Origin of the sequence: Halomonas alkaliantarctica, from assembly GCF_029854215.1 — a bacterium.
GTDB classification, from domain to species: Bacteria; Pseudomonadota; Gammaproteobacteria; order Pseudomonadales; family Halomonadaceae; genus Vreelandella; species Vreelandella alkaliantarctica_A.
In genome coordinates, this window is record NZ_CP122961.1 from 2,568,497 (window position 1) to 2,593,956 (window position 25,460).

The 25,460-nt window shown below is 52.4% G+C and carries 26 protein-coding genes; 18 read left to right on the forward strand and 8 right to left on the reverse strand.

The window, feature by feature from the left end:
* Positions 1-27 precede the first annotated feature (27 nt).
* Positions 28-402 carry a thiol-disulfide oxidoreductase DCC family protein gene (locus QEN58_RS11785; RefSeq protein WP_280103849.1) on the reverse strand — a complete coding sequence of 125 codons (375 nt, stop codon included), beginning with the start codon at positions 400-402 and terminating at the stop codon, positions 28-30.
* Positions 403-495: 93 nt separating this feature from the next.
* Between QEN58_RS11785 and QEN58_RS11790 the strand changes: the two genes are divergently transcribed.
* Together QEN58_RS11790 and QEN58_RS11795 are read left to right on the forward strand one after the other, a co-directional pair.
* The gene (locus QEN58_RS11790) at positions 496-972 is read left to right on the forward strand and encodes a flavodoxin family protein (RefSeq protein ID WP_280103850.1); all 477 of its coding nucleotides are present in this window, start codon (positions 496-498) and stop codon (positions 970-972) included.
* A gap of 151 nt (positions 973-1,123) precedes the next feature.
* A complete protein-coding gene (locus QEN58_RS11795; protein WP_280103851.1) occupies positions 1,124-2,212 on the forward strand; it encodes a histone deacetylase family protein in 1,089 nt (362 codons plus the stop codon).
* A gap of 112 nt (positions 2,213-2,324) precedes the next feature.
* Here the strand turns inward: QEN58_RS11795 and fadA are convergent, their stop codons facing one another.
* Both fadA and fadB read right to left on the reverse strand, forming a co-directional pair.
* Positions 2,325-3,503, reverse strand: coding sequence for an acetyl-CoA C-acyltransferase FadA (gene fadA, locus QEN58_RS11800; protein WP_040480633.1), 1,179 nt, complete (start codon positions 3,501-3,503; stop codon positions 2,325-2,327).
* A 23-nt stretch (positions 3,504-3,526) separates the two neighbouring features.
* Complete coding sequence (fadB, locus tag QEN58_RS11805; RefSeq protein ID WP_280103852.1) at positions 3,527-5,713, reverse strand: fatty acid oxidation complex subunit alpha FadB; 2,187 nt, start codon at positions 5,711-5,713, stop codon at positions 3,527-3,529.
* 233 nt (positions 5,714-5,946) lie between these two features.
* Between fadB and QEN58_RS11810 the strand changes: the two genes are divergently transcribed.
* Together QEN58_RS11810 and slyA are read left to right on the forward strand one after the other, a co-directional pair.
* A complete protein-coding gene (locus QEN58_RS11810) occupies positions 5,947-7,101 on the forward strand; it encodes a DUF5924 family protein (protein ID WP_280103853.1) in 1,155 nt (384 codons plus the stop codon).
* Positions 7,102-7,177: 76 nt separating this feature from the next.
* The gene (gene slyA / locus QEN58_RS11815; RefSeq protein ID WP_280103854.1) at positions 7,178-7,630 is read left to right on the forward strand and encodes a transcriptional regulator SlyA; all 453 of its coding nucleotides are present in this window, start codon (positions 7,178-7,180) and stop codon (positions 7,628-7,630) included.
* On the opposite strand, the gene QEN58_RS11820 is transcribed toward slyA, so the two are convergent.
* Complete coding sequence (locus QEN58_RS11820) at positions 7,609-8,175, reverse strand: preprotein translocase subunit YajC (protein WP_280103855.1); 567 nt, start codon at positions 8,173-8,175, stop codon at positions 7,609-7,611. The genes slyA and QEN58_RS11820 overlap by 22 nt on opposite strands.
* 182 nt (positions 8,176-8,357) lie before the next feature.
* Between QEN58_RS11820 and QEN58_RS11825 the strand changes: the two genes are divergently transcribed.
* Positions 8,358-8,810: a universal stress protein gene (locus QEN58_RS11825; protein ID WP_280103856.1), complete on the forward strand. Its 453-nt coding sequence runs from the start codon at positions 8,358-8,360 to the stop codon at positions 8,808-8,810.
* A 62-nt stretch (positions 8,811-8,872) separates the two neighbouring features.
* Here QEN58_RS11825 and QEN58_RS11830 read toward each other — a convergent pair whose 3' ends face one another.
* Together QEN58_RS11830 and QEN58_RS11835 are read right to left on the reverse strand one after the other, a co-directional pair.
* Positions 8,873-10,789, reverse strand: a complete 1,917-nt coding sequence (locus QEN58_RS11830; RefSeq protein WP_280103857.1) for an ATP-binding cassette domain-containing protein — start codon at positions 10,787-10,789, stop codon at positions 8,873-8,875.
* A gap of 221 nt (positions 10,790-11,010) precedes the next feature.
* Positions 11,011-12,051, reverse strand: coding sequence for an AraC family transcriptional regulator (locus QEN58_RS11835; protein ID WP_280103858.1), 1,041 nt, complete (start codon positions 12,049-12,051; stop codon positions 11,011-11,013).
* Between the two features lie 254 nt (positions 12,052-12,305).
* Here QEN58_RS11835 and dctP point away from each other — a divergent pair, with 254 nt between their 5' ends.
* The 9 genes from dctP (at position 12,306) to QEN58_RS11880 (ending at position 20,844) form a co-directional block, all read left to right on the forward strand.
* Positions 12,306-13,394 carry a TRAP transporter substrate-binding protein DctP gene (gene dctP / locus QEN58_RS11840; RefSeq protein ID WP_280106932.1) on the forward strand — a complete coding sequence of 363 codons (1,089 nt, stop codon included), beginning with the start codon at positions 12,306-12,308 and terminating at the stop codon, positions 13,392-13,394.
* Between the two features lie 100 nt (positions 13,395-13,494).
* Positions 13,495-13,995, forward strand: a complete 501-nt coding sequence (locus QEN58_RS11845; RefSeq protein WP_280103859.1) for a TRAP transporter small permease subunit — start codon at positions 13,495-13,497, stop codon at positions 13,993-13,995.
* The gene (locus QEN58_RS11850) at positions 13,992-15,326 is read left to right on the forward strand and encodes a TRAP transporter large permease (RefSeq protein ID WP_280103860.1); all 1,335 of its coding nucleotides are present in this window, start codon (positions 13,992-13,994) and stop codon (positions 15,324-15,326) included. Before QEN58_RS11845 ends, QEN58_RS11850 begins: the two co-directional genes overlap by 4 nt.
* Positions 15,327-15,394: 68 nt before the next feature.
* Positions 15,395-16,168, forward strand: coding sequence for an SDR family oxidoreductase (locus tag QEN58_RS11855; protein WP_280103861.1), 774 nt, complete (start codon positions 15,395-15,397; stop codon positions 16,166-16,168).
* 47 nt (positions 16,169-16,215) lie between these two features.
* Positions 16,216-17,148 carry a 3,5-dioxohexanoate:acetyl-CoA acetone transferase gene (gene kce, locus QEN58_RS11860; RefSeq protein ID WP_280103862.1) on the forward strand — a complete coding sequence of 311 codons (933 nt, stop codon included), beginning with the start codon at positions 16,216-16,218 and terminating at the stop codon, positions 17,146-17,148.
* A 15-nt stretch (positions 17,149-17,163) separates the two neighbouring features.
* Positions 17,164-17,925, forward strand: a complete 762-nt coding sequence (locus tag QEN58_RS11865; protein ID WP_280103863.1) for an SDR family NAD(P)-dependent oxidoreductase — start codon at positions 17,164-17,166, stop codon at positions 17,923-17,925.
* 1 nt (position 17,926) lies between these two features.
* Complete coding sequence (locus QEN58_RS11870; protein WP_280103864.1) at positions 17,927-19,018, forward strand: SMP-30/gluconolactonase/LRE family protein; 1,092 nt, start codon at positions 17,927-17,929, stop codon at positions 19,016-19,018.
* Positions 19,019-19,499: 481 nt separating this feature from the next.
* Positions 19,500-20,351: a TatD family hydrolase gene (locus QEN58_RS11875; protein WP_280103865.1), complete on the forward strand. Its 852-nt coding sequence runs from the start codon at positions 19,500-19,502 to the stop codon at positions 20,349-20,351.
* 13 nt (positions 20,352-20,364) lie between these two features.
* Positions 20,365-20,844: a hypothetical protein gene (locus tag QEN58_RS11880; RefSeq protein ID WP_022522953.1), complete on the forward strand. Its 480-nt coding sequence runs from the start codon at positions 20,365-20,367 to the stop codon at positions 20,842-20,844.
* Here the strand turns inward: QEN58_RS11880 and QEN58_RS11885 are convergent.
* Positions 20,841-21,425 carry an elongation factor P hydroxylase gene (locus QEN58_RS11885; RefSeq protein WP_280103866.1) on the reverse strand — a complete coding sequence of 195 codons (585 nt, stop codon included), beginning with the start codon at positions 21,423-21,425 and terminating at the stop codon, positions 20,841-20,843. The two genes, QEN58_RS11880 and QEN58_RS11885, sit on opposite strands and share 4 nt — an antisense overlap.
* 137 nt (positions 21,426-21,562) lie before the next feature.
* Here QEN58_RS11885 and QEN58_RS11890 point away from each other — a divergent pair, with 137 nt between their 5' ends.
* The 3 genes from QEN58_RS11890 to QEN58_RS11900 all read left to right on the forward strand — a co-directional run bounded on the left by QEN58_RS11890 (position 21,563) and on the right by QEN58_RS11900 (position 24,781).
* Complete coding sequence (locus QEN58_RS11890; protein ID WP_280103867.1) at positions 21,563-22,981, forward strand: MATE family efflux transporter; 1,419 nt, start codon at positions 21,563-21,565, stop codon at positions 22,979-22,981.
* A gap of 2 nt (positions 22,982-22,983) precedes the next feature.
* A complete protein-coding gene (locus QEN58_RS11895) occupies positions 22,984-23,976 on the forward strand; it encodes a DUF3080 family protein (protein WP_280103868.1) in 993 nt (330 codons plus the stop codon).
* Between the two features lie 109 nt (positions 23,977-24,085).
* Complete coding sequence (locus QEN58_RS11900; protein WP_280103869.1) at positions 24,086-24,781, forward strand: hypothetical protein; 696 nt, start codon at positions 24,086-24,088, stop codon at positions 24,779-24,781.
* A gap of 88 nt (positions 24,782-24,869) precedes the next feature.
* Here QEN58_RS11900 and tusA read toward each other — a convergent pair whose 3' ends face one another.
* A complete protein-coding gene (gene tusA, locus QEN58_RS11905) occupies positions 24,870-25,124 on the reverse strand; it encodes a sulfurtransferase TusA (RefSeq protein ID WP_280103870.1) in 255 nt (84 codons plus the stop codon).
* A 29-nt stretch (positions 25,125-25,153) separates the two neighbouring features.
* Here tusA and QEN58_RS11910 point away from each other — a divergent pair, with 29 nt between their 5' ends.
* Positions 25,154-25,441, forward strand: a complete 288-nt coding sequence (locus QEN58_RS11910; RefSeq protein WP_280103871.1) for an antibiotic biosynthesis monooxygenase family protein — start codon at positions 25,154-25,156, stop codon at positions 25,439-25,441.
* Positions 25,442-25,460: the final 19 nt, after the last annotated feature.

Below are 25,460 nucleotides of genomic sequence, written 5' to 3' on the forward strand. Positions count from 1 at the left end.
TTATCTGATGCGTTTTTCGTACAAACCCTAACAACTCCATCGGCCTTGTTTCTTCAGGCGCCGCTTAACCCAGGCATCATAAAGCGTCCGCAATCCTGGTTTAATTCCCGGTAGACCAATCACCCAGGCGACCGGCACCAGTAAGGGAATACGCTTCATTAGTAAACGGTAAGCATCGATACCCTCTACCAATTGTCCTGGTGCCGTTTCTATATGCAAAGAGCGCAGCGCCGTAGTGGGGTCAACGCCCTTTTGCCGCAGGGTCTGCTCATGTTCACTTACATCAAGCCAGCCTATATCAGCAGCATGCCGCCCCGACCAGCGCTCATAGCGACGGCGTTCTTTACGGCACAGCGGGCACTGCGCATCGTAAAAGACATTGATAGGGGGCTTATTAGGCATATAGGCTCTCTAATTAAAGTCACTGAAGCAGTGTGGCATTTCCAGCACTGGTCGCAAACTTTTAGATATTTACTGCCTACTTAGGGTATGGCTATGAAATCTGAGTTCAAAAAACAGCTATTAATTATTGCCCATGCCCCATCGGCGAATACCCGCTTATTGCGTGATGCAGCATTTCAAGGTGCTAGTCATCCTGATCTTGAGCAGGTGCACTGCGTGGTAAAAGCGCCCTTGGAAGCTGGCCCCGAAGATGCGCTTGCCTGCGATGCGATTCTGCTCGGCACCACGGAAAACCTCGGTTATATGAGCGGCGCGCTCAAGGACTTTTTTGATCGCAGCTACTATCCTGTCATTGAAAAAAAACAGGGATTGCCCTGCGCGCTCTATATTCGCGCAGGGCACGATGGCACTGGCACCCAGCGCGCAGTGGAAAGCATTGTCACTGGATTACGCTGGCGCTGGGTACAGCCACCGCTCATTTTGCGTGGCGAATGGCAGCCTTTATTTACAGATCAGGTAGAAGAACTCAGCATGACGCTAGCGTTTAGTGTTGAGAGTGGCATTGTCTGAGGGCGACACCGCTTGAGAGTGATATTGTATAACCCCGGCTAGCCTGCCTTAATATAGATAAGCATTTCGTGCCAATTGTGCGACTGAAGGACAGCATTAACTTGCTTGAATTTACTGCTGTAACTTAGCGCACGTACATTAGGTAGCCATTATGCATAAAGTCATTGCTTTCTATGATGATCGAGTGCTCGCTCACGAGCCCAACATTGACGCCGACTTTCTACCTCAACGGATCGACAAGCGCATTCGTCACCTACTTGCGGGGCTCCCGGTGCCATGGAAGTACCCTGAACATCCAGGCCGCTTGAAAGCCATTCAGCATCTGCTTGAGAAAGCGCCCATTGCGGGCCTGCACATTGAAGGTGGCAAAGCAGCCACTCATGAACAACTCGCCAGAGTGCATACCACTTCCTATCTAAGCGATATTTTTAGCCTACGCGGGAAAAATGCCTGGCTGGATGTGGATACCACGGCAGTCTCACCGGGTAGCGTAGATGCCGCCGAAGTCGCCGCTGGAACGGCCATTGCCGCAGTAGAAGCGGTGATTGATAAGCGCGCTAAAAGCGCCTTTGCCCTTGTACGCCCGCCTGGGCACCACGCAGAGCCCGTCCGCGCCCGCGGCTTTTGTTTATTCAACAATGTGGCGGTCGCAGCGGCTCATGCGCGCAGCGCGCTGGGCTGTGAAAGAGTGCTGATTGTTGATTGGGATGCCCATCACGGCAACGGCACTCAGGATATTTTCTGGGCAGAACCCGACGTGATGTTTTTCGATATTCACCGCGCAGCTCCCTTCTATCCCGGTTCTGGCCATCTGGAAGAGGTGGGCGCCGGTTTAGCTGAAGGCACCACCATTAATGTTCCGTTACCGGCTGGCGCTGGCGATGAGGCCTACCTCAAAGCGTTTCGCGATATTCTCGCCCCAGCCGCAGCGTGGTTTAAGCCCGACATTATTTTGGTATCAGCGGGCTTTGACCCTCACTGGCACGATTTAGCCTTAAACGTTTCCTATGAAGGGTTTGGCGCCCTGACCGGCTTCATGCAACAGCTCGCTGAACAGCACTGCGATGGACGTTTGGTCTTCGTATTAGAGGGCGGTTACAACTTGGAGTCACTGGCCAACGGCACCCGAGCGGTGCTCGCAGTACTGGCTGGCAATGCCGTACCTGAACCCGATACCTGCGGCATTGCGGAAGTTCAAGCCGCCGCGGATTTCCACCGCACGGCTTTTCAATCCGAGTAGCGTTTTTCTAAGCCGAATAGCACTTTATTGAATAAGAGCTTTGTAAATAAAAACGGCACCTCGCAAGGTGCCGTTTTCTAATACCGATTTAAAGTGATGAAGCCACAGGGGGTTATTTCAGACGCTCAAACACCGTCGCAACACCCTGCCCCATGCCAATACACATGGTCGCCAAGCCTAGCGTGGTATCGCGCTGCTGCATAACGTTCAACAGCGTGGTGCAAATACGCGAGCCTGAGCAGCCCAATGGGTGGCCCAGTGCAATTGCACCACCGTTGAGGTTAACCTTCTCGTCCATCGCATCAAGAAAGCCGAGATCTTTCAGCACTGGAATACCCTGAGCGGCGAAGGCTTCGTTGAGCTCAACGGTTTGAATATCCGCCGCGGAAAGGCCAGCGATTTTCAGCGCTTTCTTCGACGCGGGCACCGGGCCATAACCCATGATCGACGCATCACAGCCTGCCACACCGGTCGACAGTACTCGCGCGATGGGCTCTAAGCCCAGGGCTTGAGCGCGCTCGTAGCTCATGACGGCCATGGCCGAGGCACCCACGGAAAGCGCCGAAGAAGTACCCGCAGTTACGGTACCGTTACGCGGATCAAATACCGGCTTCAGATTCGCCATAGACTCCAGCGTGGAGTCTCCGCGTATCACTTCATCGCGCTGAACCATCACTCTAAAACCGCGTTGATCGTGACCTTCAACGCCGATGATTTCGTTATCGAAGTAGCCCTTCTCCATCGCCGCCTGGGCGCGCTGGTGGGAGCGCACGCCGAACTTATCCTGCTCTTCCCGGGAAACGCCGTGCATTTTACCCAGCAGCTCGGCGGTCAGACCCATCATCATCGCCGCTTTGGCAGCGTATTTGCTGGCAGCCGGGTTAACATCAACGCCGTGAGCCATGGGTACGTGCTCCATGTGCTCAACGCCGCCGATGATGAAGAAGTCGCCCATACCCGCTTTGATATTGGCAGCGGCAATATGCAGCGCCGTCATCGAAGAACCACACAAACGGTTAACGGTTTGTGCAGGCACCGAGCGCGGAATGCCGGTCATAATCGCCGCATTGCGAGCAATGTTCATCGACTGCTCGAGGGTCTGGTTCACACAGCCCCAGATCACGTCATCCACTTCAGAAGGATCTAGATTAGGATTACGGGTAAATAGTGCCTGCATGGCAGCAGCAGAAAGATTTTCAGCGCGCACGTTGCGAAAAGCACCATTTTTGGCTTTAGCCATGGCGGTACGGACACCGTCAACCACCACAATATCTCTCGGATTCAAACTCATCTTATATCTCCTATGCGTGGTGGTTAAACTTGGTTAACAGACGCTGCGTTAGAATAGAAATGCTCATTGTTTTGAGCCATCTGTCGCAGCTTGTCGGTAGGCGCGTAAAGCGGGCCCAGCTCTTCGGCTAGCCCTTCAGCCAGCTTCACAAACGCCGCCACGCCCATGGCATCGATGTAGCGTAATGCACCGCCGCGGAACGGCGGGAAGCCTATACCGTAAATGAGTGCCATATCAGCTTCAGCTGGCGTCGCCACAATGCCGTCTTCCAGGCAGCGTACGGTTTCCAAGCAGAGCGGCACCATCATGCGAGCAATGATGTCCTCGTCGGAAAACTCTTTTTGCTCTTTAACCACTTCTTTGACTAAAGCGTAAGCCGCTTCGTCGGTGACTTTTTTCGGCTTACCCTTTTTGTCTTCTTCGTAGGCGTAGAAGCCCTTGTCGTTCTTCTGGCCTAAACGGTCATTGTCGTACATGACCTGAATGGCGGTTTTACCGTCGCGAGCCATGCGATCTGGGAAGCCTTCAGCCATTACTTCATTGGCGTGAACAGCGGTATCCAGGCCGACCACATCCAGCAAGTAGGCCGGGCCCATGGGCCAGCCGAACTTCTCCATGACTTTATCAACGTGCTGGAAATCAGCGCCCTGCTCAACCAAGAAGCTAAAGCCACCAAAGTAAGGGAAGAGTACCCGGTTGACCAAGAAGCCTGGGCAGTCGTTAACCACAATCGGCGTTTTGCCCATTGCTCGTGCGTAGGCCACAGTAGCGGCAACGGCGGCATCGGAGGTTTTCTCGCCACGAATGACTTCTACTAGCGGCATGCGGTGCACGGGGTTAAAGAAGTGCATACCGCAGAAGTTTTCAGGCCGCTTTAGGTTTTGCGCCAAGCGGTTGATGGAAATCGTCGAAGTGTTAGAGGTGAGAATGGTGTTTTCGCTCACCATACCTTCCACTTCGGTGAGTACGGCATCTTTGACTTTGGGGTTTTCAACCACCGCTTCGACGACGAGATCGACGTTGCCAAAATCACCGTAAGAGAGCGTGGGACGAATATTGGTCAGCTTCTCTGCCATCTGCTCGGTGGTCAGCTTTTTGCGCTCGACCTGTTTGGCAAAAAGCTTACGAGCTTCTTTTAGGCCCAGCTCGATGGCGTCGTCCTTGATATCTTTCATCAGGATCGGCGTGCCTTTAGAGGCGCTCTGATAAGCGATACCACCGCCCATAATGCCCGCACCCAACACGGCGGTTTGTTTCACCGGCTGCGCCTGTTTCTCATACTTGCTGGCTTTTTTCTTGACCACCTGGTCGTTTAAGAACAGGCCAACCAAGTTAAATGCCACGCTGCTTAGCGCCAGCTTGGCGAAGGCTTTGGCCTCAATCGCCTGGGCACGGCCGCGCTCTTCGCCAGCGCCTTTTTGAATCACTTTGATCGCTTCTACCGGCGCTGGATAATGCGGGCCAGCTTTACCGGCAACAAAGCCTTTGGCAGTTTCAAATGCCATCATCTGCTCAATCGGGTTGAGCTTCAGCGGGCTGGTCTTTTCATCACGACGGGCCCGGTAATCCAGTTCACCGGCGTTGGCACGGTCAAGAATATCCAGCGCGGCCTCTTCCAACTGTTCGGCTGTTACCACCGCATCGACGGCGCCTACTTTTAGCGCTGCATCAGCACGGTTTTCGGTGCCACCGGCAATCCACTCAATGGCGTTATCGGCGCCGATAATACGTGGCAGACGTACGCAGCCGCCCCAGCCGGGCAAGATGCCAAGCTTGGTTTCTGGCAGGCCGATCTTGGCTTTTTCAGCCATTACGCGAAAATCGGTGGTCAGCAATACTTCGCAACCGCCACCCAACGCCAAACCATTGATCGCGGTTACCGTGGGAAACGGCAGGTCTTCAATAGCATTAAAAATATCGTGTACCTTGAGATTCATCTCGACCAGGTACTCTTCGCCTTTATCAAATAGGCTGTGAAACTCGGTGATATCGGCGCCCACAATAAACACATCTTTGCCGCTAGCAATGGCTAAACCCTTTAAGCCATTTTCAGCTTGAACAGCTTTTACAGCCTCGCCCAGCTCCGCAACTACGGCGCTGGAAAGCTTGTTGACGGACTCATCTTTCAGATCGAAAGTGAGCATTGCGATGTCATTGCCACTCGGGGTGTCACGACGTGTCACCGTGATGGCGTTGCCTTGATAGATCATCCGCGCTCTCTCCACTTTTCGGGCTGGCTCTGAAAAGAGAACCCGCCACATTTCTCGTACGGCTTTTACACGACTTTCATACGGTCGTTTGATTGCCTTAGCTTGGTTGAGTTGCTTGGCAACGTCAAGCCCAGACTTTTGGCTAATTTGTCTATCTAGTGAGACCAGTACTCCCCTGTGTGCGTTCATACTGCTAGGATCACGCTTCTTTTATTTTTGTAGGTTACCTTGTTATGGGCACACTGCTCACGCCATCACGTATTGAGGCCGTTCAGCGGCGTATTGAAAGCATTGTCGAACGGCTAAAACCGTGGAGCTGGATGTGGCCGCCCATGGCGTTCACTGCAGGTTTAGGCAGCTTCTTTCTGGTCGATCGCCAGCAGTGGCTCGGCGCAGCACTGGCGCTGGGGTTACTGTTCGCCTGGACGCTCCTGCTCTCTGAAAGTTTAATCAGTCGCTGGTTGTCACGACGCGGGCATCCCACTCCGCCGAAGGGCGTAACCCACTTTATTGCACAAATGATTCACCAGGAGACGCTTTTCTTCACACTGCCGTTTATTTTAGTCACTACTGTGTGGAATAGCGGGCAAACGCTATTTGCGCTTCTGGTGATCGGCATGGCGCTGCTGTCAATTATCGATCCTCTCTACTTCAAAGTTGCCGATCGCTGGCGGAGTATCTACTTCATCTTCCACGCCCTGTGCGTCTTTCTTGTCCTGCTGGTGACGCTCCCCATCATGGTACACCTCACTACCGGCCAGAGTTTGCTGCTGGCCCTGGGAATCACCATTCTGGTGGCTTTGCCAAGCTTTTGGCACTTACTTAAGGAACGCTCGCTCAAACGCTGGTGCGCTTTTTTTGGTTTAACGCTATTACTCGCCTACGGCGCTTGGCTAGGGCGCATCTGGGTGCCGCCCGCCAGTCTATGGATGACCAGTAGCGCACTGTCGCCTGCGTTTGATGTTGAACAACGCCAGCCTCAGGGCTCGATGGCGCTAACACCGCAAGCGATTAGCGAAAATGGCCTTTATGTTTACACCGCTATTCGGGCACCGAGAGGGTTAAGTGAAACCATTACTCATGCTTGGCATCATAATGGTGAGCCAATGGACGTTGTGGAACTCAATATCGACGGCGGACGCGAGGAGGGTTACCGCGCGTGGAGTCACAAACAAAATTTCCCTGAAGACCCTAGCGGGGATTGGCGCATCGATATCATGACGGGGAGTGGACAACGGCTAGGACTGATTCGTTTTGAGGTATCGAGCGACAGCCAGCAGGCTTCCCTGGCGGATGGAGAGATACGCGCCAGCGGTCTAAGTGGATTAAACTTACGACGATTCGTGCCTGGCCGCCCTAATGATGAAGAAGCGCGACCGGAAGATTGAATTGTTAAGCACCTTGCATTCAGCGGCGCAGCTTATGACAATTCGACTACTCACATTTACTGGCAGCTAGTTACCTATGGCATCAACGATTGGATTTCGCATCGCACGCTTGCCCCACTTGTGGCGCTCCATCCTGGATCGACGCCTCGCGCCTTTGGGTTTAACCCAAACACGCTGGGTGACGCTGTACCATCTATGGCGTCTGGGCGAGGGCCATCCCCAGTGCGATCTAGCCCGTGCGATTGGCGTAGAAGCACCCTCTTTGGTGCGCACTCTAGGACAGCTCGAAGAGCAAGGCTTAGTTGAGCGCCGTGCCTGCGACAATGATCGTCGCAGCAAGCGGATTTATCTTACCCCCGCCGCTATGCCACTGTTGGAACAGATCGACAACGTTGCGCAACAAGCGCGCAAAGAGATGTTCGCTGGTTTAAGCGAGGAGAACCTCGAACAACTCAACGACTGGCTGGCAGTGATTGAATCAAATGGCTTGGCGATACAAGCACGGGATCAGGATAGCCCGGCATCTTGACCGTTAGCGGTGGACGACGCCTGTTCAGTGCCCTTTAACGGCTGACTGAAAGGCTGGTCAGCATGGCCACGTAGTGCCTCCCGCAGTTGCTGAAATTCGGGTAGATAGGTTGCGAATCGCTCTGCGGTTTGCGACTCCCACCACCAAAGCGTCAGGGCATAGGGAGTTGACTGCACCACCAAGGCGTCTTGCGGTAAGCGTTCAAGTAGTGTTTTTAACGCTGCGGTGGCAGCATCAGGTAAAGGCCGCAAGGGGGCAATCCGCCAGCGCCAGCCAGCATGGAATGGCGTTAATGCCTCACTGGCATTGCTGTCTCTAACCAATAGAAAATCCGGGCCCGGCCCTTCCTGGGTATAGTGCCAGCGATAAGCTGGCATGGTGCCTTTAAAATGGTGTAGTGGCGGCTTTTCCAGTTTGATGCTGACGCCCTGTTTAGCAATTTGCGAGCGCAGCGCCTGCTGGCGTCTTTGGCGCGGGCTGGGCTTTAGCCACATCACCGGCGCAATCACAAATAGCATAATACACACGATAATTAACCATTCCATCTCTACATTTCCTCCCACATAAGCCACACTGTATAAACTATTCTAAAAACCATGGCTCTGGTCGCTATTTTGACTCAAGTCATTGTTAAAACGCTTGCTATTGTTAAAACAGGACGCGCCATCTAAAGTAACGGTCATTGAACAAAGAGCCTCTTTGTTACCTACTGCCAAGGAGATATGCCATGAGCTATCACCACATTTTAGTTGCCGTTGACTTAACCAAAGATTCCCACAAGATTCTGGAACGGGCCGTTGCGATCGCCGAACGCAACGATCAAGCGAAAATTTCCATCATGCATACCCTGGAACCGCTTGGGTTCGCCTACGGTGGCGATATACCCATGGACTTGACCAGCATCCAGGACCAACTGGATGAACACGCCAAAAAACGCTTAGCCGAAATAGCCGCCCCGCATATTGCCGAGGCTGACCAGCATGTTGTGGTAGGCATGCCCGACACCGAGATCCACCGTTTTGCCGAAGAGCACGACGTGGACTTGATAGTAGTGGGCTCCCACGGCCGCCACGGCTTCGCCCTGCTGCTTGGCTCAACCTCTACCGGCGTGCTGCACGGTGCCCAGTGCGATGTCCTCGCGGTACGCGTGGGCAATAAAGGCGAAAAAAGCGACGAGTAACCTACTGAGTTATATCGCTTACAAAAAAGGCGCCCATACGGCGCCTTTTAACGGTTTCAAGCTTATTCGCCTGCAGCCATGGCTTCCAGTTCCATCCAGCGTTCCATCGCGACTTCTAGCGCCTTCTGTACTTTTTCAAGCGTTTGCAGTTTAGCCGTAACGGCGTCGGCATCCTGCTGATAAAACGCAGGGTCACCAATCTCACTCTCCAACGCCTCTACTTGCCCCTCAAGGCGTTCGATTTCGGCGGGCAATGCATCTAGCTCACGTTGCAGATTATACGAGAGTTTGACGCTTTTCTTGGCCGCTACAGCAGGTGCTTCAGCGACTTTTTTGGGCGCTTCAGAGGTGGGCTCAGTACGCTGACGCGCCGCCCCTTCCCAAGGCGCTGGCGGCAACTTACCACCCTGGCGAATCCAATCGGTATAGCCACCCACGTATTCACGTACAACGCCATCGCCTTCAAAGGCAAGCATGCTGGTCACCACGTTGTCCATAAAAGTTCGGTCGTGGGAGACCAGTAGCAGCGTGCCATCGAAATCGAGCAACAGCTCTTCGAGCAGCTCCAGGGTTTCCATGTCGAGGTCGTTGGTTGGCTCATCAAGCACCAGTACGTTAGCTGGCTGAGTGAATAGCTTGGCCAGCAGCAGGCGGTTGGACTCCCCCCCGGAGAGCGCCTTCACCGGCTGGCGTACCCGCTCTGGGGTGAAGAGAAAGTCCTGCAGGTAGCTCATCACGTGGCGATCTTTACCGCCCACACTGACCCGGTCGCTGCCTTGGGCAACGTTGTCGTAAACGGTTTTTTCCAGTTCAAGCCCGGCGCGCAGCTGGTCGAAATAAGCCACTTTCAGATTGGTGCCCATCTGAACCTTGCCTTCACTGGGTTCCAACTCTCCCAGCAGGATTTTCAGCAGGGTTGTTTTACCCGCACCGTTGCGCCCCAGGAAGCCAATACGGTCACCGCGCAGTACCTCAAGATTGATATCGCGCAGTATCACCTCGTCACCAAACCGCTGGGTGACGCCTTGCAGTTCCACAACGCGCTTACCGGTGCGCTCGCCGCGATCTACCGTCAAGTTGGCATTGCCTTGACGCTCGCGGCGCTGGCTTCGTTCGTTACGCATTGCTTCGAGTGCCCGCACCCGGCCTTCATTACGGGTACGACGGGCTTTAACGCCCTGACGAATCCAAGCTTCTTCCTGGGCAAGCTTTTTATCGAACTCGGCGTTCTCCCGAGCTTCTACTTCAAGCTCGTGCTGCTTGCGGGCCTGATACTCTTCGTACTTGCCGGGGTAGCGTCCTAGCTGGCCACGATCCAGCTCCAGAATGTTGGTCGCCAGTTTGGAAAGAAACGCCCTATCGTGTGTAATCAGCAGCACCGCGCCGTTAAACGCCAGCAGTTGCTCTTCCAACCAGGCAATGGTGTCTAAGTCCAAATGGTTGGTGGGCTCATCGAGCAGCAGCAGATCGGGTTCGGCGACCAGGGCGCGCGCCAGCGCCACCCGACGGCGCCAGCCACCGGAGAGGGAGCTCATCTCAGCCGCCGGGGGCAGGCCCAAACGGGTCAGCACAGTATCGATACGCTGATGGAACGACCAGCCATCAATGGCTTCCAGACGCGTTTGCAGGGTCGCCATGCGATCCATGTCGGGGTCAGGATCATTGATAAGGTGGTCGTACTCGGAGAGCAGCTCCCCGGCTTCCGGCAGACCTTGGGCGACCATATCAAAAATGGTCAAGCCGGATGACTCAGGTAACTCCTGAGCCAACACGCCTATTTTAAGGCCAGGTGCCCGCCAGATGGAGCCATCGTCGGGCAGGATATCCCCCGCTACCAGCTTTAGCAGAGTGGACTTGCCGGTGCCGTTGCGCCCAACCAGCGCCAGCCGCTCGCCTTTTTCAACCGTCAGGTCGGCGCGATTGAGTAGTACATGGGTGCCGTAGGCGAGTTGCAGCTGTTCGAGTCGTAACAGGGTCACGCGGTGTCCTCCTAAATCGTGAGGCGCACAGTGTAACGCATGAGCGACCCAGGAGGGGGAACGTTATGGTGTGCAATAAAAAGCTAGTGTGTGATGACGTGTTGAATTAGGGATCAGCTAGGTGAATTTTCTAAAATCTAAAACAGGTATAGCGACTTTCCAATCAAAGGCCTTAAAGCTCTATGAAAATGCGCTCTGCCACTAAAGCCTACTCTTAACGGTTAACGTTGCGTCTCTTCACGAGCCTGATGGGGGGTTTTGCCTGTCCAGCGTCTAAATGCTCTGCGAAAGTTTGCACTGTCGCTAAATCCTAGCCTTGCCGCTATGTCTTCGGTGCTCATTTTGGTTACTAGTAAGTACTCCGTTGCTAACGTGCAACGGGCATCGTCTAATATATCTCTATAGCTTGTCATCTCCGCATTTAGTTTTCTTCTCAATGTGCGCGTCGTTATACAGAGGAGATCGGCGACGGCTTCCATGGTAGGAAAGCTATTCGGTGACATCATCAGTATTTGATAAACCTCGCCCGCAACTCCCGTTGACATCTTGGTACGGCCAAGCAGTTGATTGCATGTTTTCTGAAGTAATTTGATGGATAGTTGATTACCTAATAGCGGAGATTGTTCAAGTATTGATTTCGGGTAATGAATTTCATTAACTTCTTGATTGAAATGGCAGTCACAAAGCAAATATTTTTCATGTATCTGTTTAACTTCTTTACCAGAGTAAGACAACAACGCTTTTATAGGATATAGGTTTGAACCAGCCGAGTCGCGAATATGGGTAATATTTTGGGCCATTTGCTGTTGTATTAAAAAATTGCGTGTTTTTATACTTTTTATATACGAATACGTTTCTTTGAATTCGAAAACTGCAGACTCGTCGGTTTCTCTCCAGGTCATATATAGAGTTGGCGTGGCTAAAGGGTGATATTTAACACCGAAGTCAAAATAGTCCCGCATGGTGGGGCTGGTGAGAAGCGCGTATCCATACATACCGTAAGCGGTTAAATGCAATCGGGTGGCCGTCTCGAAAGGGGTAGAAAGATTTGCTCCAGCATCAATCACATTCGTACAAGCGTCTACATACTGTTTGATAGTCACCAGTGTGGCGGGATCAGCAAGCGCAGCTTGGCTTAAGTTGAGCCCCCTTAGCACCTTGTCAGCCGTAATACCCTGCTCCGCTACCGTAGCCAGTAAAGCAGCAATTTTATAGGGAGCATATATCTTCTGATTCAGCAAGTTAGCCTGAAAGGTGGCCATGTTAAGCTCTCATCAAAATGTCCGAAAAAGACCTCACGAAGACCGTTTCAGACCTTCCTTGATCATAGAGTAACTTTGTAGAGTAGCCTCACGCAATAAGGCTCCCCCAAATTTATAAGTTTGATAAACCAGCATTAGACTTATGACTAAGGCGGAAGCTTAAAAAGAATAGTTATTGAAGATATTTACAACAAAATCAGCTCAAAGCTGACTGCCATTGAAAGGATAAAAGCATGAAAAATCAGCACGCCCTTATGCTCGCCGGTTTCGCTTTGAGCGCCACCTTGATACCCCTTCACGCTAATGCTCAAGACCAGCAAACCTGGACGATGACATCTACTTGGCCGGAGAACATTGACGCGGTAAAAATTGATCGGCACTGGGTTGATATGGTCAACAATATTGCCGGAGAGGAACTCAAAATTGAGTTTCACGCAGGTGGCACTTTAATGCCCGGAACGGAAGTGTTTGATGCCACTGAAACCGGCAGCATTGAGGCCTCTGGTGATTGGCCTGGCTATTGGGCTGGTCTTAATCCCGCATTCTCACCATTAGCGACGACGACGAGCTTATTCAATGCTTTAGACTACTTCAACTGGATTCAGCAATGGGGCGGCCGAGAACTATACCGGGAGATCTACGGCCAGTTTGGCATGGTTTATCTGCCTTATGGGGTATTGAATAACGAGTCAGGCTTCATGGGCCGCACGCCGATCGAGAGCATAGCCGATCTTGAAGGTAAGCGTTTACGTATTGCAGGTCGCGACCAAGGGCGAGTAATGGAGCAGCTGGGTGGGTCCCAGGTGACGCTTGCTGGTGGTGAAGTCTACCAGGCGATTGAGCGCGGTGTCGTTGACGCCGCAGAGTTCTCGGCACCGGGCATTGATTATAGCGTTGGCCTAGCCGAAGTAGCGGAATACTGGGCGACACCCGGTTGGCATCAGTCCGCTACGGTATTTGGTGTGATGATCAATCAAGACGCTTGGGATGCACTTTCCGAGGAGACTCAGAAAAAGCTTGAGATGGCTGCCGACGCTACCATGGGGTGGTCACTGGCTTGGTCCGAGCGGCAGTCTACCGATGCTACTCAAAAATTTATTGATGCTGGCATCACTATTAACCAATTTTCTGAAGAAGATTTAGCACGCATACAAGAGATTACTAACGAGGTGATTGTGCGCGGCGCCTGCGAGCATCCGGATCATGCCAAGGTTTACCACTCAATGATCAGCTATATGGAGCACTACGCGACTTGGCGAGATATTTCTGTTCCGTTCAATATGAGCCGAGTCAGCGACAATCTTCCCTCGCTAGAAGAACTCGAAATTTGTATGAATCAATAAGCGGTTAAAGGATGGGCTCTTATAAGGCCCATCCTCTCCGGCGAGGCGCTGATGCGCCTCTTTTAAATGCCATCCGCCGATTTTTTTCGAGAACCTTCCCATGAATGCTATCGCTAAAGCCATAGATGCCCTCAATGAAGGGTTTGGTCGATTGATTGCACCGCTTCTTGCTGTCATCACAATAATCGTCATTTACGACATCTCCATGCGCTTTTTAGTCGGGCGTCCAAGTGATTGGGCGTTTGACGTCACCAAGATGCTTTTCGGTGCTCACTTCATGCTGATGGCCGCCTTTGCTTTACGCCATCATGCCCATGTCGAGGTTGACGTCGTCAAGCGCCTGCTATCGCGTCGCAAGCAGGCAGCTCTTGAGCTTCTCGGCTACCTGATCTTCTTTGTGCCGTTTATTTGGCTGCTGATCACCTATGGCTGGGCGTTCTTCGAGCGCTCCTTTAGCCGTGGCGAAACTACTTACGGCATGGTCTCGCTCCCGGTCTACCCCATCAAAGGGGTGATTATGGTGGCCGCCGTTCTTATTCTGCTACAGGCCGTCGCTATCGTGATCCGCGCCACCCAGCAACTGCGGGAGGAAACCGCATGAACTTGAGCCCAGAGCTCCTTACGCTGGTGATGTTCGGTGGGTTGCTTATTGGCCTATTTATGGGCCACCCACTGGCCTTCGTGCTGGGCGGTGTTGCCGTCATCGGCGCCTTTTTAGGCCCCGGTGAGCGCGTACTTAGCACCATCATCAACAATATCTATGGCAATGCCATGGATAACTATGTCCTGGTAGCAATTCCTCTCTTCGTGCTAATGGCGCGCTTCCTCAACGACTCGGGTGTCACAGAGAAGATGTTCGAGTCGATGCGTCTGCTGCTGGCCAATTTACGCGGCGGTTTGGCGCTGACGGTGGTCATCGTTTCAGTACTGCTGGCGGCAACTACTGGCATCGTCGGTGCCTCAATTGCCGTGATGGGAATGATCGCGCTGGTGCCCATGCTTAAGCACTCCTATAACAAGGAACTGAGTACTGGGGTAATTATGGCTAGCGGTTGCTTAGGTATTTTGATTCCACCCAGCATCATGCTGATTCTTATGGCCAGCTATTCGCCGGTCTCGGTAGGAGCTTTGTTTGCCGGCGCCCTGATACCAGGCGTCATGCTCGGTGCGATGTATGCCCTATACGTGCTGGTCATCTGCTATATCAAGCCAAGTTATGGCCCGCCAGTGCCAGCCGAGGAGCGTGCCAATGTGTCCACTCGTCAGCTTGTGGGCATGCTGTTCAAGTACGTATTGCCGCCAATGGCGTTGATCCTGGGTGTACTGGGGTCTTTGTTCGTCGGAATTGCCACCGCCACTGAGGCCTCTGCTATTGGCGTTTTTATCGCTTTTATGCTGTTTCTGATTTTTGGTGACCGCAAGCCTGCTACCTGCTACCGCGCACTGATCGAAGCCAGTAAAACCACCACTATGGTGATGTTGGTACTGGTGGGTGCGACCGCCTTTACCGGTGTTTTCTCACGCGGCGGTGGCATGCAGATCATTCACGAAGTAGTCATAGCCATGCCAGGCGGCACCACCGGGGCTCTAATCCTCATGCTATTACTGGTTTTCATTTTGGGAATGTTCCTCGACTGGACTGGCATCGTGCTGCTGTGCTTCCCGATCATGCTGCCAATCGTGGCTGAGATGGGTGTAGATGTCCTGTGGTTTGTGGTGATGGTCGCCGTAGTGTTACAGACCTCTTTCCTGACGCCGCCATTTGGCTATGCGCTGTTCTATCTCAAAGGCGTCGCACCGCCTGGGGTTGAGATGTTTGACCTCTATCGTGCGGTGATTCCCTTTGTGGCTCTGATCGTGCTGGCTTGCATACTTATGTCCATCTTCCCAACGCTGGTGACTGGCCTGCCCTCATGGATGATGGATCATTAACTCAAACCCTGTGCGGCCCAGACGACTTCGGCAGGGCCAGCGTTGAGATTCTTTGGAGTAAATAGTCAATGAAAGTTATCGAAAGCTTGGTTCCCCGTTCAGGACTCAGAGTGTTGATTACTGCTGGCGCAAACGGCATCGGTCTGGCTATTGCCCAGGCCTTCCAGGAGGCGGGCGCGCGCGTTCACGTTTGCGATATCGATGAACAGGCGCTGGCTGCACTGCCGGAAGGCATCACCTATACCCACGCCGATGTCAGCCAGGAAGCGGATGTTGACCGGCTGTTTCAGGACGCTGCTCGCTTAGGCGGGCTAGATGTGGTGGTGAACAACGCGGGTATCGCCGGCCCAACCGCGAGCATCGAAGATATCGATCCTGAAAGCTGGAACCGCACTATCAATATCAACCTCAATGGCCAGTACCGGGTAGCTAGCCGAGCAACTCCTTTGCTGCGCGAGAGCCAGGGGCTGCTGATCAATATGGCATCGGTCGCTGGGCGCCTGGGCTTTGCTTATCGCACTCCTTATGCCGCGAGCAAATGGGCGATTGTTGGCTTTACCAAAAGCCTTGCCTGCGAGCTTGGCCCCGAGGGAGTAAGGGTCAACGCCATTCTGCCTGGTATCGTGCGCGGGCCCCGCATTGAGAAAGTCATCGCCGACCGCGCTGCTAAACGTGGCATCAGCTATGCCGAGATGGAGCAGGAGAACCTCTCCAAAGTCTCTATGCGGCGCATGGTTGAACCTACTGACATTGCTGCGATGACGCTGTTTTTGTCCGCACCTGGCGGCTCCAATATCTCGGGCCAAGCGCTAAGCGTGTGTGCAAATGTCGAGACAATCTAACCGCTTTCACCTTTTTTTGCGTCACCCTACTTATAAGAGACACCTTTATGGCTACCCAACGAAAGGTCATCATCACCTGTGCTTTAACCGGCGCCATTCATACCCCGTCTATGTCGCCGCACCTGCCGGTAACGCCGGAAGAAATTGCTGAAGCAGGGATCGCTGCCGCTGAGGAAGGCGCTGCCATTATTCACCTGCATGCACGCGACCCGGATACCGGCAAGCCCACCCAAGATCCCGCTGTCTTTGAGCGCATCTTGCCTCGCATTAAGGCTGCTAGCGACGCCGTCATTAATCTCACCACCGGCGGCAGCCCGCACATGAGTGTGGAAGAGCGTATGCGGCCAGCCATGGAGTTCAAGCCCGAGCTTGCCTCGATGAATATGGGGTCGATCAACTTTGGCCTGTTTCCCATGCTTAACCGCTACAAGAGCTTTCAGCACCAGTGGGAAACAGAACACCTTGAGAACAGTCGCGACCTGGTATTTAAGAACACCTTTGCTGATATCGAAAAGGCCATGACGCTGGGCGCGGCGAATGGTACTCGCTTTGAGTGCGAGTGCTATGACATCGGTCACCTCTACAGCCTTCGTCATATGATGGATCGCGGCTTTATAGGAGGACGTGTTTTCGTGCAGAGCGTGTTCGGTATTTTAGGTGGCATCGGGCCGCATCCCGAGGATGTTATTCACATGCGTCGCACAGCTGACCGGTTGTTCGGAGACAGCTACGAGTGGTCTGTACTTGGCGCAGGCAGTAACCAGATGCGCATTGCCGCGCAGTCTGCTGCGATGGGTGGGCATGTGCGTGTCGGTCTTGAAGACTCGCTATGGCTCTCGCCTGGCCAACTCGCCGAGAGCAATGCAAGCCAGGTGACCAAGGTACGTAAAATTCTCGAAGGTCTCTCCTTGGAGATAGCGACCCCCGACGAAGCGCGTGAAATGCTGCAACTAAAAGGCGCCAGCAACGTCGGCTTTTAAACACAGGAATCAACGATGAATATAAAAAATAAAGTCATTGCGATTACCGGGGGCGCAAGCGGGCTTGGCTACGCCATGGCAGAGCGATTAGGCGAGCAAGGGGCCGTACTAGCGCTGATGGATAAAAGTGCCGCCACGTTAGACGAAGCTATCTCAAAGCTTGCTGTACAGGGAATTAATGCACACGGGTTTCCGCTAGACGTGGCAGATAAACATTCAGTAACTAAAGCATTTGCTGATATTGCCGATCGATTAGGGCCTATTGATGGGTGTGTCAATAATGCGGGTATTACTGACGATGCGCTTTTATTAAAAGTCAAAGACGGCGTAGTGGCCAAGCGCATGTCGTTAGATGCGTGGCAGCGTGTCATTGATGTCAACCTGACCGGCGTTTTCCTGTGTGGCCGCGAAGCTGCTGGCCAGATGGTGGAGTCGGGAAAAGGCGGTGTCATCGTTAACATCTCAAGTATTTCCCGGGCCGGCAATATGGGTCAAACCAACTACGCGGCGGCCAAAGCGGGTGTCCATGCTCTAACGGTAACGTGGGCAAAAGAGCTGGCTAAATACAGCATTCGCACCGCCACCGTGGCACCAGGGTTTATCGACACACCCATGACAGCCACCATGCGTCCTGATATGTACGAGAAAATTGCAGGCTCTGTGCCACTTAAGCGATTAGGAGAAGCAGATAATATTGCCCAATGTGTGGCGTTTATTGTAGAGAACGACTACTTCACAGGCAGGATTATTGAGTGTGACGGTGGTTTAAGGATGTAATTTGAAAGAAGAAAACACAACGATAAAAAAGATAAAAAAATTAAAGAGGAAGTTATATATGAGCACCTTAAAAAATAAAATCCTATTATCCGCTCTATTGACAAGCACCATAATGGCATACGGAATGGCCTTTGCAGAGAATAGCGTAGGACTAAGCTATAGTGGAGAAAAAGAGACATTAATGAATGTCCCTATATCTCCTTCTGAGCAAAATCTTCAAACTGTCACTGCAGAACCTTGGTACAAGGTGTCAGAGGAAGGCATTCAGCTTGAGGGGCCTGCATTTGATGAAGAAGGCAACCTATTCTTTGTAGAAGTTTTTGATGGGAGAGTCTTTAAGCTTTCGCCTGAAATGGTGTTAACGACCATACTTGAAAAGAATGACTACTCTGCAGCTGGTTTGGCAATTCATAATAATGGAAAACTGTTCATTGCAGGGCTTGGCGATTTTGAGACAGGTGGTACAGTGTTCTCAATAAGCCCAGATGGCACTGATATGGACGTGATCATTGATGAGTCTCATGAATACCTGCCGGATGATCTAGTATTTGATGAGCACGGAGGGTTTTACTTCACTGATTTTAGAGGGAACTCCTCGGAGCCTGACGGCGGTATGCTTTATGTCAGCCCAAACTTCAGCGAGATTACACCCGTGCTTCCAAATCTTTCAATTGGCAACGGCGTGGCATTAAACGCAGAAGAAAACGTTGTATGGGTATCTGAACTCAGTGCAGGCAGGCTACATAGAGTTTCCTTAGCAAGTCCGGGAGAAATAGCGCCTTTTGGTACGGCAGTCCCATATCATTTCACGGGCACTCCTGACTCTATGCGAACAGACGTAGATGGAAACGTTTACGTTGCAATGTACGGTCAAGCTCGAGTAATGGTTTTTAATAGAAATGGCCTGCCGATTGGTCAAATTCTTTTGCCCAAAAGAGATGAAGGCCACAATTTAAGGTCAACAAGCATGGCTTTCAAGCCGGGAACAAATGAGCTTTTTATCTTTACGAATGATGGGGATGGTGGTGAAGGTTCGCAGATTTTTAAAACTCATGGCTTTGCTAACGGTACGCCATTGTATTCTCATAAATAGAAAACATGCTAACTAATGTGATGCGCTCCAGTTCGGTCATTTCACTATAAACTTAGTATTATTCAAAACACTAGGTATCGCCCCTAAATTCTATGCGATACCTTTTTCTTTTACTCTTTATTCTTTATTCTTTATTCTTTATTCTTTATTCTTTATTCTTTATTCTTTATTCTTTATTCTTTATTCTTTATTCTTTATTCTTTATTCTTTATTCTTTATTCTTTATTCTTTATTCTTTATTCTTTATTCTAAACCAAGCCACTCTGCTTAAACTATTAAAATATAATCTAAGTAAATCCTGGAAAGATTATTTCTACATACCCTCGACGATATTGTCCAACCATTCCTCTTGCATTACCTCTGCAAGCATGTGAAATAAAAAGGCCGCGGAAGAACTTTAACGCTCTGCGATATTAGGATTGGCAGGTTACGTGTCGGCCCAGTTACAATAGTGCCTTCGCATATCAAACGGGAGACACCTTTGGCCACCGCTTATGCCGATGATTTTTTACCCGAAGCACTCCAGTTTCGGCCTAGCACTCCGTTGGTGGATATTGGCGCTAACTTGACCCACGAAAGCTTCGGGCGTGATCTTGAGGCGGTTATCCAGCGCGCCCAGTCGGCGCAGGTAACGACCATGATCGTCACCGGCACCGACCTTGCCCACGCCGAGCAAGCGGTTGCGTTGGCCAAGCAGTATCCTGGGCTCTACGCCACAGCGGGAGTGCACCCCCATGATGCCAGTCGCTGGGATAAGAACCTTGAGCATGCCATGGCGAGCCTGCATGCTATGCCGGAAGTGGTCGCCGTAGGCGAGTGTGGCTTGGATTTTAATCGCAACTTCTCGACGCCCCAGGAGCAGGAGCGTGCCTTTGAAGCGCAGTTGGCTCTGGCAGTAGAAAGCGGTTTGCCGCTGTTTTTACATGAACGAGATGCAGGCCAGCGTATGCGCGAAATCCTGCATGCGTGGCGAGACGATATCAGCCACGCGGTAGTGCACTGTTTTACCGCTGACCGCGATACGCTGTTTGGTTATCTCGACCTAGACTTGCATATAGGCCTGACCGGTTGGATTTGCGACGAGCGGCGCGGTCACCACCTGCGCCCACTGGTATGCGATATACCTTTAGAGCGCTTGATGATAGAAACCGACTGCCCTTATTTGTTGCCCCGCAACCTACCGGCGAAGTTAAAGGGTCGCCGACACGAACCGGCGTTGCTACCGTGGATTGTCCGCGAGATCGCCCAGTGGCAGGGTATTAGCGAAACAGAGCTAGGTGCGGCAACCACACAGACCGCCCAGCATTTTTTCCGTCTTCCCACGGAATTTTGAAAGGAGTATTAGCGTGGCCGATTATCCAGGGTTTATAGCCATTGAAACAGGCGAAGACGATGGGCTTCCGCTAGCCATTGCCTGGTCGCTACCCGATGGCCGGGTGAAGCAGACATTGATTCAACCGGACGATAGCTGGATCAAAGAAGATACCAACGCCATGGGCGCCTACAGCATGGAAGAGTTGGAGAGCTTAGGGGTTAGTCCCCTAGAGGTGATTCGCGAGCTTGAGAATGACCACTTCTCCGCCACGCTCTATACCAGCGACAACGGTGACGACGAAGCGGCGCTGGCGCGCCTCTTTGACACCTATGGACTAGACCCTTTTGTTGAGCTAGCCCCAGCGTCGGTGCTCTACCCTTCGCTTACCCCAGGCGAATGGCACCGCCAGCGGCGCGAAACGTTTAGCGAGCTGGGCCTAGAGCCAATGCGCCCAGAACATGAGCTGGAAGTGATGCTTTCGATGCATCAGCGCCTGACCGAAGAGGATTAAGCCGGTAGCGCTTTATCCTTTTCATCCAACGCGGCATGCGCCTGGTTCACGGCCTCCGCAAGCGTTTCCTGATGTTGATAGAAGTGTTCAAGCGCCACTTTGAAGGCGTTGGCGCGGGTCGGTAAGCCCTCATACAAGTAGCGCTGGGCACGGGCCTCTACCCGCGCTGCAAAGGCCTCTATATCTACCTCTATATCGCCGCCTAGATTGTCCACGCTGACATGAAACATGCGACCACAGGCACGGGTAAAGATAGACTCCAACGCCTGTGGGGCTATCTCAGCCTGTTCAAACGCTTTTTGTTGCTCAGCATCGCGGCCATCTGGGCAGTACCAGTAGCCGTAATCCTCTTGTTGGCGCCGCTGTGCGCCCGCAATACACCAGTGGCTGATCTCGTGCAGCGCACTGGCATAATAGCCCCGCGCAAAGATAACCTGATGATAAGGGGTTTCGCTGTTAGCGGGCCGATAGAGGGGCTCGTCCCCGCCGCGAATCAATCGAGTTTGATAGCGCTCAGCAAAAATTCCGTCAAAAAGCGCGGTAATATCCTTGAGCGTCCACCGCTCCTGCCTGTCACTCACATTGACCTCGTTTGATACTGATTTGGGGGCATTATACCCACACGATTAATACAAGCTAACGACTAACCCTAAAAGTGAGTCACTCCTGCTAATATAGCGGCCTTTCAAAGCAACCTTCCCCCTCCAGGAGCCAAAAAGTGGGCGGCTTTACTCAGCAAATTAAATCGGTTTACTGGCCAGAAACACGAACGTTGATGCACTTGGCACTGCCTATTTGCGGTGCCCAGTTGGCTCAAGCGGGGATGAGTGTCGTTGATGTTATGATGACGGGCCGTCATGATGCCACGTCTCTCGCCGCCGTTTCTGTGGGTTCAAGCCTTTGGATGCCACTCATGCTATTTATGACGGGCACTTTAATGGGGCTTACCCCGATTGTGGCTCATTTGCTGGGTGGGCAGCGCAATACGGCTATACGCCCTGCCGTTCACCAGGCGCTGTGGGTCGCGCTAGTACTAGGCGCCGTTGCGGCTGTGCTGCTCTGGTCGGCCGTCAAGCCGATATTTGAATTAATGAATGTACCCCCAGCGGTTGCCAGCCAGTCAGTCGCCTATCTCTCTGCTGTCGCATTTGGTATGCCGGGGATTGCTCTGTTTCAGGCACTTAGAGCGTTTTCCGATGGTATGAATCATACCCGCCCGGCGCTATGGATCAGCTTGGTCGGTTTAAGCGTAAACATTCCTGCCAACTACCTTTTGATCTACGGCGGTGATGGTTTGGTTGATCTATTTGGCTCCTGGGTTCCCAGTAGTTTGCAACAGTTACCGGCCCTGGGCGCCTTTGGCTGTGGCATTGCGACGGCACTCTCCATGTGGACGATGGCGCTGGCGATGGCCTACTACACACGTAAGGGAAGTACTTATAAAAGCGTTGCGATTTGGCACACACTGACACCGCCTCAATGGCAAGGTATACGTGAATTAGTGGTGGTGGGAGTTCCTATTGGCGTGGCCATTTTTGTTGAAGTAACCCTGTTCACACTCATTGCGCTCTTCATTGCCAGCTTTGGTGAAGTTACGGTGGGAGCTCACCAAATAGCGCTAAGTTTCACCTCCATTCTGTTTATGCTGCCGATGTCGCTCAGTATGGCGCTGACCGTACGAGTGGGTAATACGCTGGGGCAACAGCGTTTGGCCCTAGCCCGTAAAGTCGCCTGGAATGGCATTGTGATCAGTGTCGTCGTCGCGGTCATTAACAGCATTCTTCTTTGGGTAAGCGCCGTGCCAGTGATCGCGCTTTACACCTCCAATAGTGAGATACAGGCACTAGCGCTCTCAATCATCGCTTTAGCCGTTATTTTTCAACTCTCCGACTCATTACAGGTCAATTTAGCCGGCGCCTTACGCGGTTATAAAGATACTCGTATTGTAATGGTAATCACGGTGCTCTCTTACTGGATTGTAGGCTTGGGTGGCGGACACTGGCTGGGCTCCTATGGAGTGGGCGATAGGGTCGCCCCGCTAGGGGTTCATGGCTACTGGATCGGGTTGATTGCGGGTTTGAGCACCGCAGCACTGTTACTTGGCTGGCGTTTACAGCGTATTAGCATTCGGGGGTGAACATGGCTCAATGGAGAAACCTTTCCCTAGCGATCATCCTAAGCGCCCTCTTGGTTGGCTGTGGCGATAACCCCGCTGAGCAGCAGTGGCAACGCTACCATCAACAACTCGCCGATGACCTGGCAGTGGAAGACATTGAACGCGACGATCCGGTTAATATCGGTGACTTCCCAGAGCGCCCCGATCGGCTCATAGATATTCCCGAAACCCGGGACAGCCTGCTGAATGTATACGCACTGCGCGAATGCCAAATCACGTCGCTAGTCGCTGCACGTAACAACCAACTGGGGCGCGTAGCGCCGCCCAGCCAACAGTGGTTATATGAACGCACGCTATGGCAGCGGCTAAGCGCCTGCTTAAATAGTGAGGTTCCCGAGCAGTTAAGCGATGAAGATCGAACGCGCTTAAATCAATTAACAACAACTAAAACAGAACAGCTGCCCGCAGTAAGCTGGAACGCTATTTTTGATTCCAGCGAGTGGGTTAAAAGCTTTTCACGGGCAAGCCAACCTTTAACTAACGTCGATGAAACCACTATCGCAACTCAGCTTGAGGCCATTGATTACTTACAGCGAATGACCGACCACCAGTTTGACCGTGACTGGCAGCAAGACTCTGCAACCCTCGAAAACCATTTAAAAACCCTGCGAGAGCGGCCAATGACCGCCGAGGTGTTGCGCGCCCTACTACTCGCTACTCAACGCTTAACAGAAGCGAATACATTGTTAGCTCAGCAGAGCAATGCCACCACACGCTGCTTGAGCCACTGGGAATCACGGTCGCTTGACCGCTTAGCAAGTACAGCCAAGCAGTGGCTAACCGCGATTAACCGCTTAATTGACGCACAGCAGGTAGACAAGCCAATGGCTATCCATCGCTATCAGTCGCACTGGCTTTCGATGGAAAATGCCCAAGCACCTTGGGGCCAGTTTCAACAAGCACTTACCGAGCATCAAGCGCAACGAGCACGCTTTCCACCTTGCGCAGATAATTAAAAAACGCAGAACCCTTAACCTTATGAGCAAGTTGTGCTATTTGTGGATATGAGAGGTAAATGAGTTTGCTTTGCCAATCTGATGACCACGCAGCATAAGGAGGGACACAATGGGCGCATCCCTGTCACCCCGCTCTGCCCAGGTCATCGACCTGGCAACTGTGCGCCAGCGTCAGCAGGCGCAAAAGTGCTTAGTCCGTTTAGCCCCTGAGCTAGATGGATTAGAGATGGTGTACCAGCTCGCTGCGAGTCCCGATACCTACTATGGCTTGCCTATTTTGGCCTGGGGGTTAAGAGAGGACGGTAGCGTCATCGGCTTGGTGCCGTGGATGGAAACCCTGGCAGCCTGCCACGATCTGAATAGCCAGGAGAATGGCTACTTCGTAGGTTATCGTGATCCTGAAACGGAAGAAATTTTTGATACTCCTCCAGATCACAAATACCACGAGCTAGTTGCGGCAGCTGAATACTTTGATTATGAGGCCTCTGGCGAAGTCACCCTCATTCAGCAAATCCCCGATACTCTGGGCACCCACGCGCTGTGTATGAATCACCCCAACTCGCCCTGGCATATGAAACCCGTATACGGCTGGCGCCTCTACAGCGACGGTAGTCTGGACGCGCTGCTTGCCGACGAGAACAAAGCGGCGATGACGCCGATTTTATTAGGGGATCAGTGCTTGTACAGCGCTCACGCCCGCCATCAAACCGTTTACTTTTTCCAGCGTCATATCGCCAACCGTATACTGGAAGAAGATCCAGCAACGCTTGATGCTCTAGCCATGATGGTAGTGGCCAGTGATTAAATCTTTAGTCCTGGAGCCGTGGGCGAGGCCAATATCTCTTAGTTGATTTGAGCCTCGCCTGGGTTTATGTGCTATGCCAAACAAAGAGCTATGCCAAACGAATGAAGTAGAGGTAGTTACTCTCATCGGCGGTATCCTGCTCAAGCAGTTCGTGCCCTAAAAACTGACAAAATTTGGGCACATCTCGCGTGGTGGCTGGGTCGGTGGCAATCACTTTGAGCACTTGGCCTGGGGTCATGTCGCGCACTTTATTATGCATAAGCATAATCGGCTCTGGGCAGTAGAGTCCTGTGGTGTCCAATACCGCGTCAAAGTTGGGTAACGTACCCGTATTGTCAGCCATTAACATCCTCGATGTAGGAAACAAAAAGTATGATTAAAGTTATCATCGAACGGCGAATTATGCCCGGTCTTGAAGAAGAATTCGAGCAAGCAGCGCGGGAGGCAATGCGCGCTTCACTAGGTGCAAGGGGCTTCATCAGTGGTGAAACACTTGTAGAACTGGGTCATACTGACCGCCGACTGATGATTACCAAATGGCGTGACATCCGCGCCTGGAAGGAGTGGCACTCAAGCGAAGCGCGAACAATGGCCATGCAGCGTATTTTACCGCTGTTAACCGAAGATGAAACTATCAGGATTTACGAGCCTGGCTATTAAACATGAGGTTTCACTAGCG

Bases quoted from the DNA above. Each gene is read 5' to 3' on its own strand.
- QEN58_RS11785 (WP_280103849.1), bottom strand. From the start codon at position 402: ATGCCTAATAAGCCCCCTATCAATGTCTTTTACGATGCGCAGTGCCCG.
- QEN58_RS11790 (WP_280103850.1), top strand. From the start codon at position 496: ATGAAATCTGAGTTCAAAAAACAGCTATTAATTATTGCCCATGCCCCA.
- QEN58_RS11795 (WP_280103851.1), top strand. From the start codon at position 1,124: ATGCATAAAGTCATTGCTTTCTATGATGATCGAGTGCTCGCTCACGAG.
- fadA (WP_040480633.1), bottom strand. From the start codon at position 3,503: ATGAGTTTGAATCCGAGAGATATTGTGGTGGTTGACGGTGTCCGTACC.
- fadB (WP_280103852.1), bottom strand. From the start codon at position 5,713: ATGATCTATCAAGGCAACGCCATCACGGTGACACGTCGTGACACCCCG.
- QEN58_RS11810 (WP_280103853.1), top strand. From the start codon at position 5,947: ATGGGCACACTGCTCACGCCATCACGTATTGAGGCCGTTCAGCGGCGT.
- slyA (WP_280103854.1), top strand. From the start codon at position 7,178: ATGGCATCAACGATTGGATTTCGCATCGCACGCTTGCCCCACTTGTGG.
- QEN58_RS11820 (WP_280103855.1), bottom strand. From the start codon at position 8,175: ATGGAATGGTTAATTATCGTGTGTATTATGCTATTTGTGATTGCGCCG.
- QEN58_RS11825 (WP_280103856.1), top strand. From the start codon at position 8,358: ATGAGCTATCACCACATTTTAGTTGCCGTTGACTTAACCAAAGATTCC.
- QEN58_RS11835 (WP_280103858.1), bottom strand. From the start codon at position 12,051: ATGGCCACCTTTCAGGCTAACTTGCTGAATCAGAAGATATATGCTCCC.
- dctP (WP_280106932.1), top strand. From the start codon at position 12,306: ATGCTCGCCGGTTTCGCTTTGAGCGCCACCTTGATACCCCTTCACGCT.
- QEN58_RS11845 (WP_280103859.1), top strand. From the start codon at position 13,495: ATGAATGCTATCGCTAAAGCCATAGATGCCCTCAATGAAGGGTTTGGT.
- QEN58_RS11850 (WP_280103860.1), top strand. From the start codon at position 13,992: ATGAACTTGAGCCCAGAGCTCCTTACGCTGGTGATGTTCGGTGGGTTG.
- QEN58_RS11855 (WP_280103861.1), top strand. From the start codon at position 15,395: ATGAAAGTTATCGAAAGCTTGGTTCCCCGTTCAGGACTCAGAGTGTTG.
- kce (WP_280103862.1), top strand. From the start codon at position 16,216: ATGGCTACCCAACGAAAGGTCATCATCACCTGTGCTTTAACCGGCGCC.
- QEN58_RS11865 (WP_280103863.1), top strand. From the start codon at position 17,164: ATGAATATAAAAAATAAAGTCATTGCGATTACCGGGGGCGCAAGCGGG.
- QEN58_RS11895 (WP_280103868.1), top strand. From the start codon at position 22,984: ATGGCTCAATGGAGAAACCTTTCCCTAGCGATCATCCTAAGCGCCCTC.
- QEN58_RS11900 (WP_280103869.1), top strand. From the start codon at position 24,086: ATGGGCGCATCCCTGTCACCCCGCTCTGCCCAGGTCATCGACCTGGCA.
- tusA (WP_280103870.1), bottom strand. From the start codon at position 25,124: ATGGCTGACAATACGGGTACGTTACCCAACTTTGACGCGGTATTGGAC.
- QEN58_RS11910 (WP_280103871.1), top strand. From the start codon at position 25,154: ATGATTAAAGTTATCATCGAACGGCGAATTATGCCCGGTCTTGAAGAA.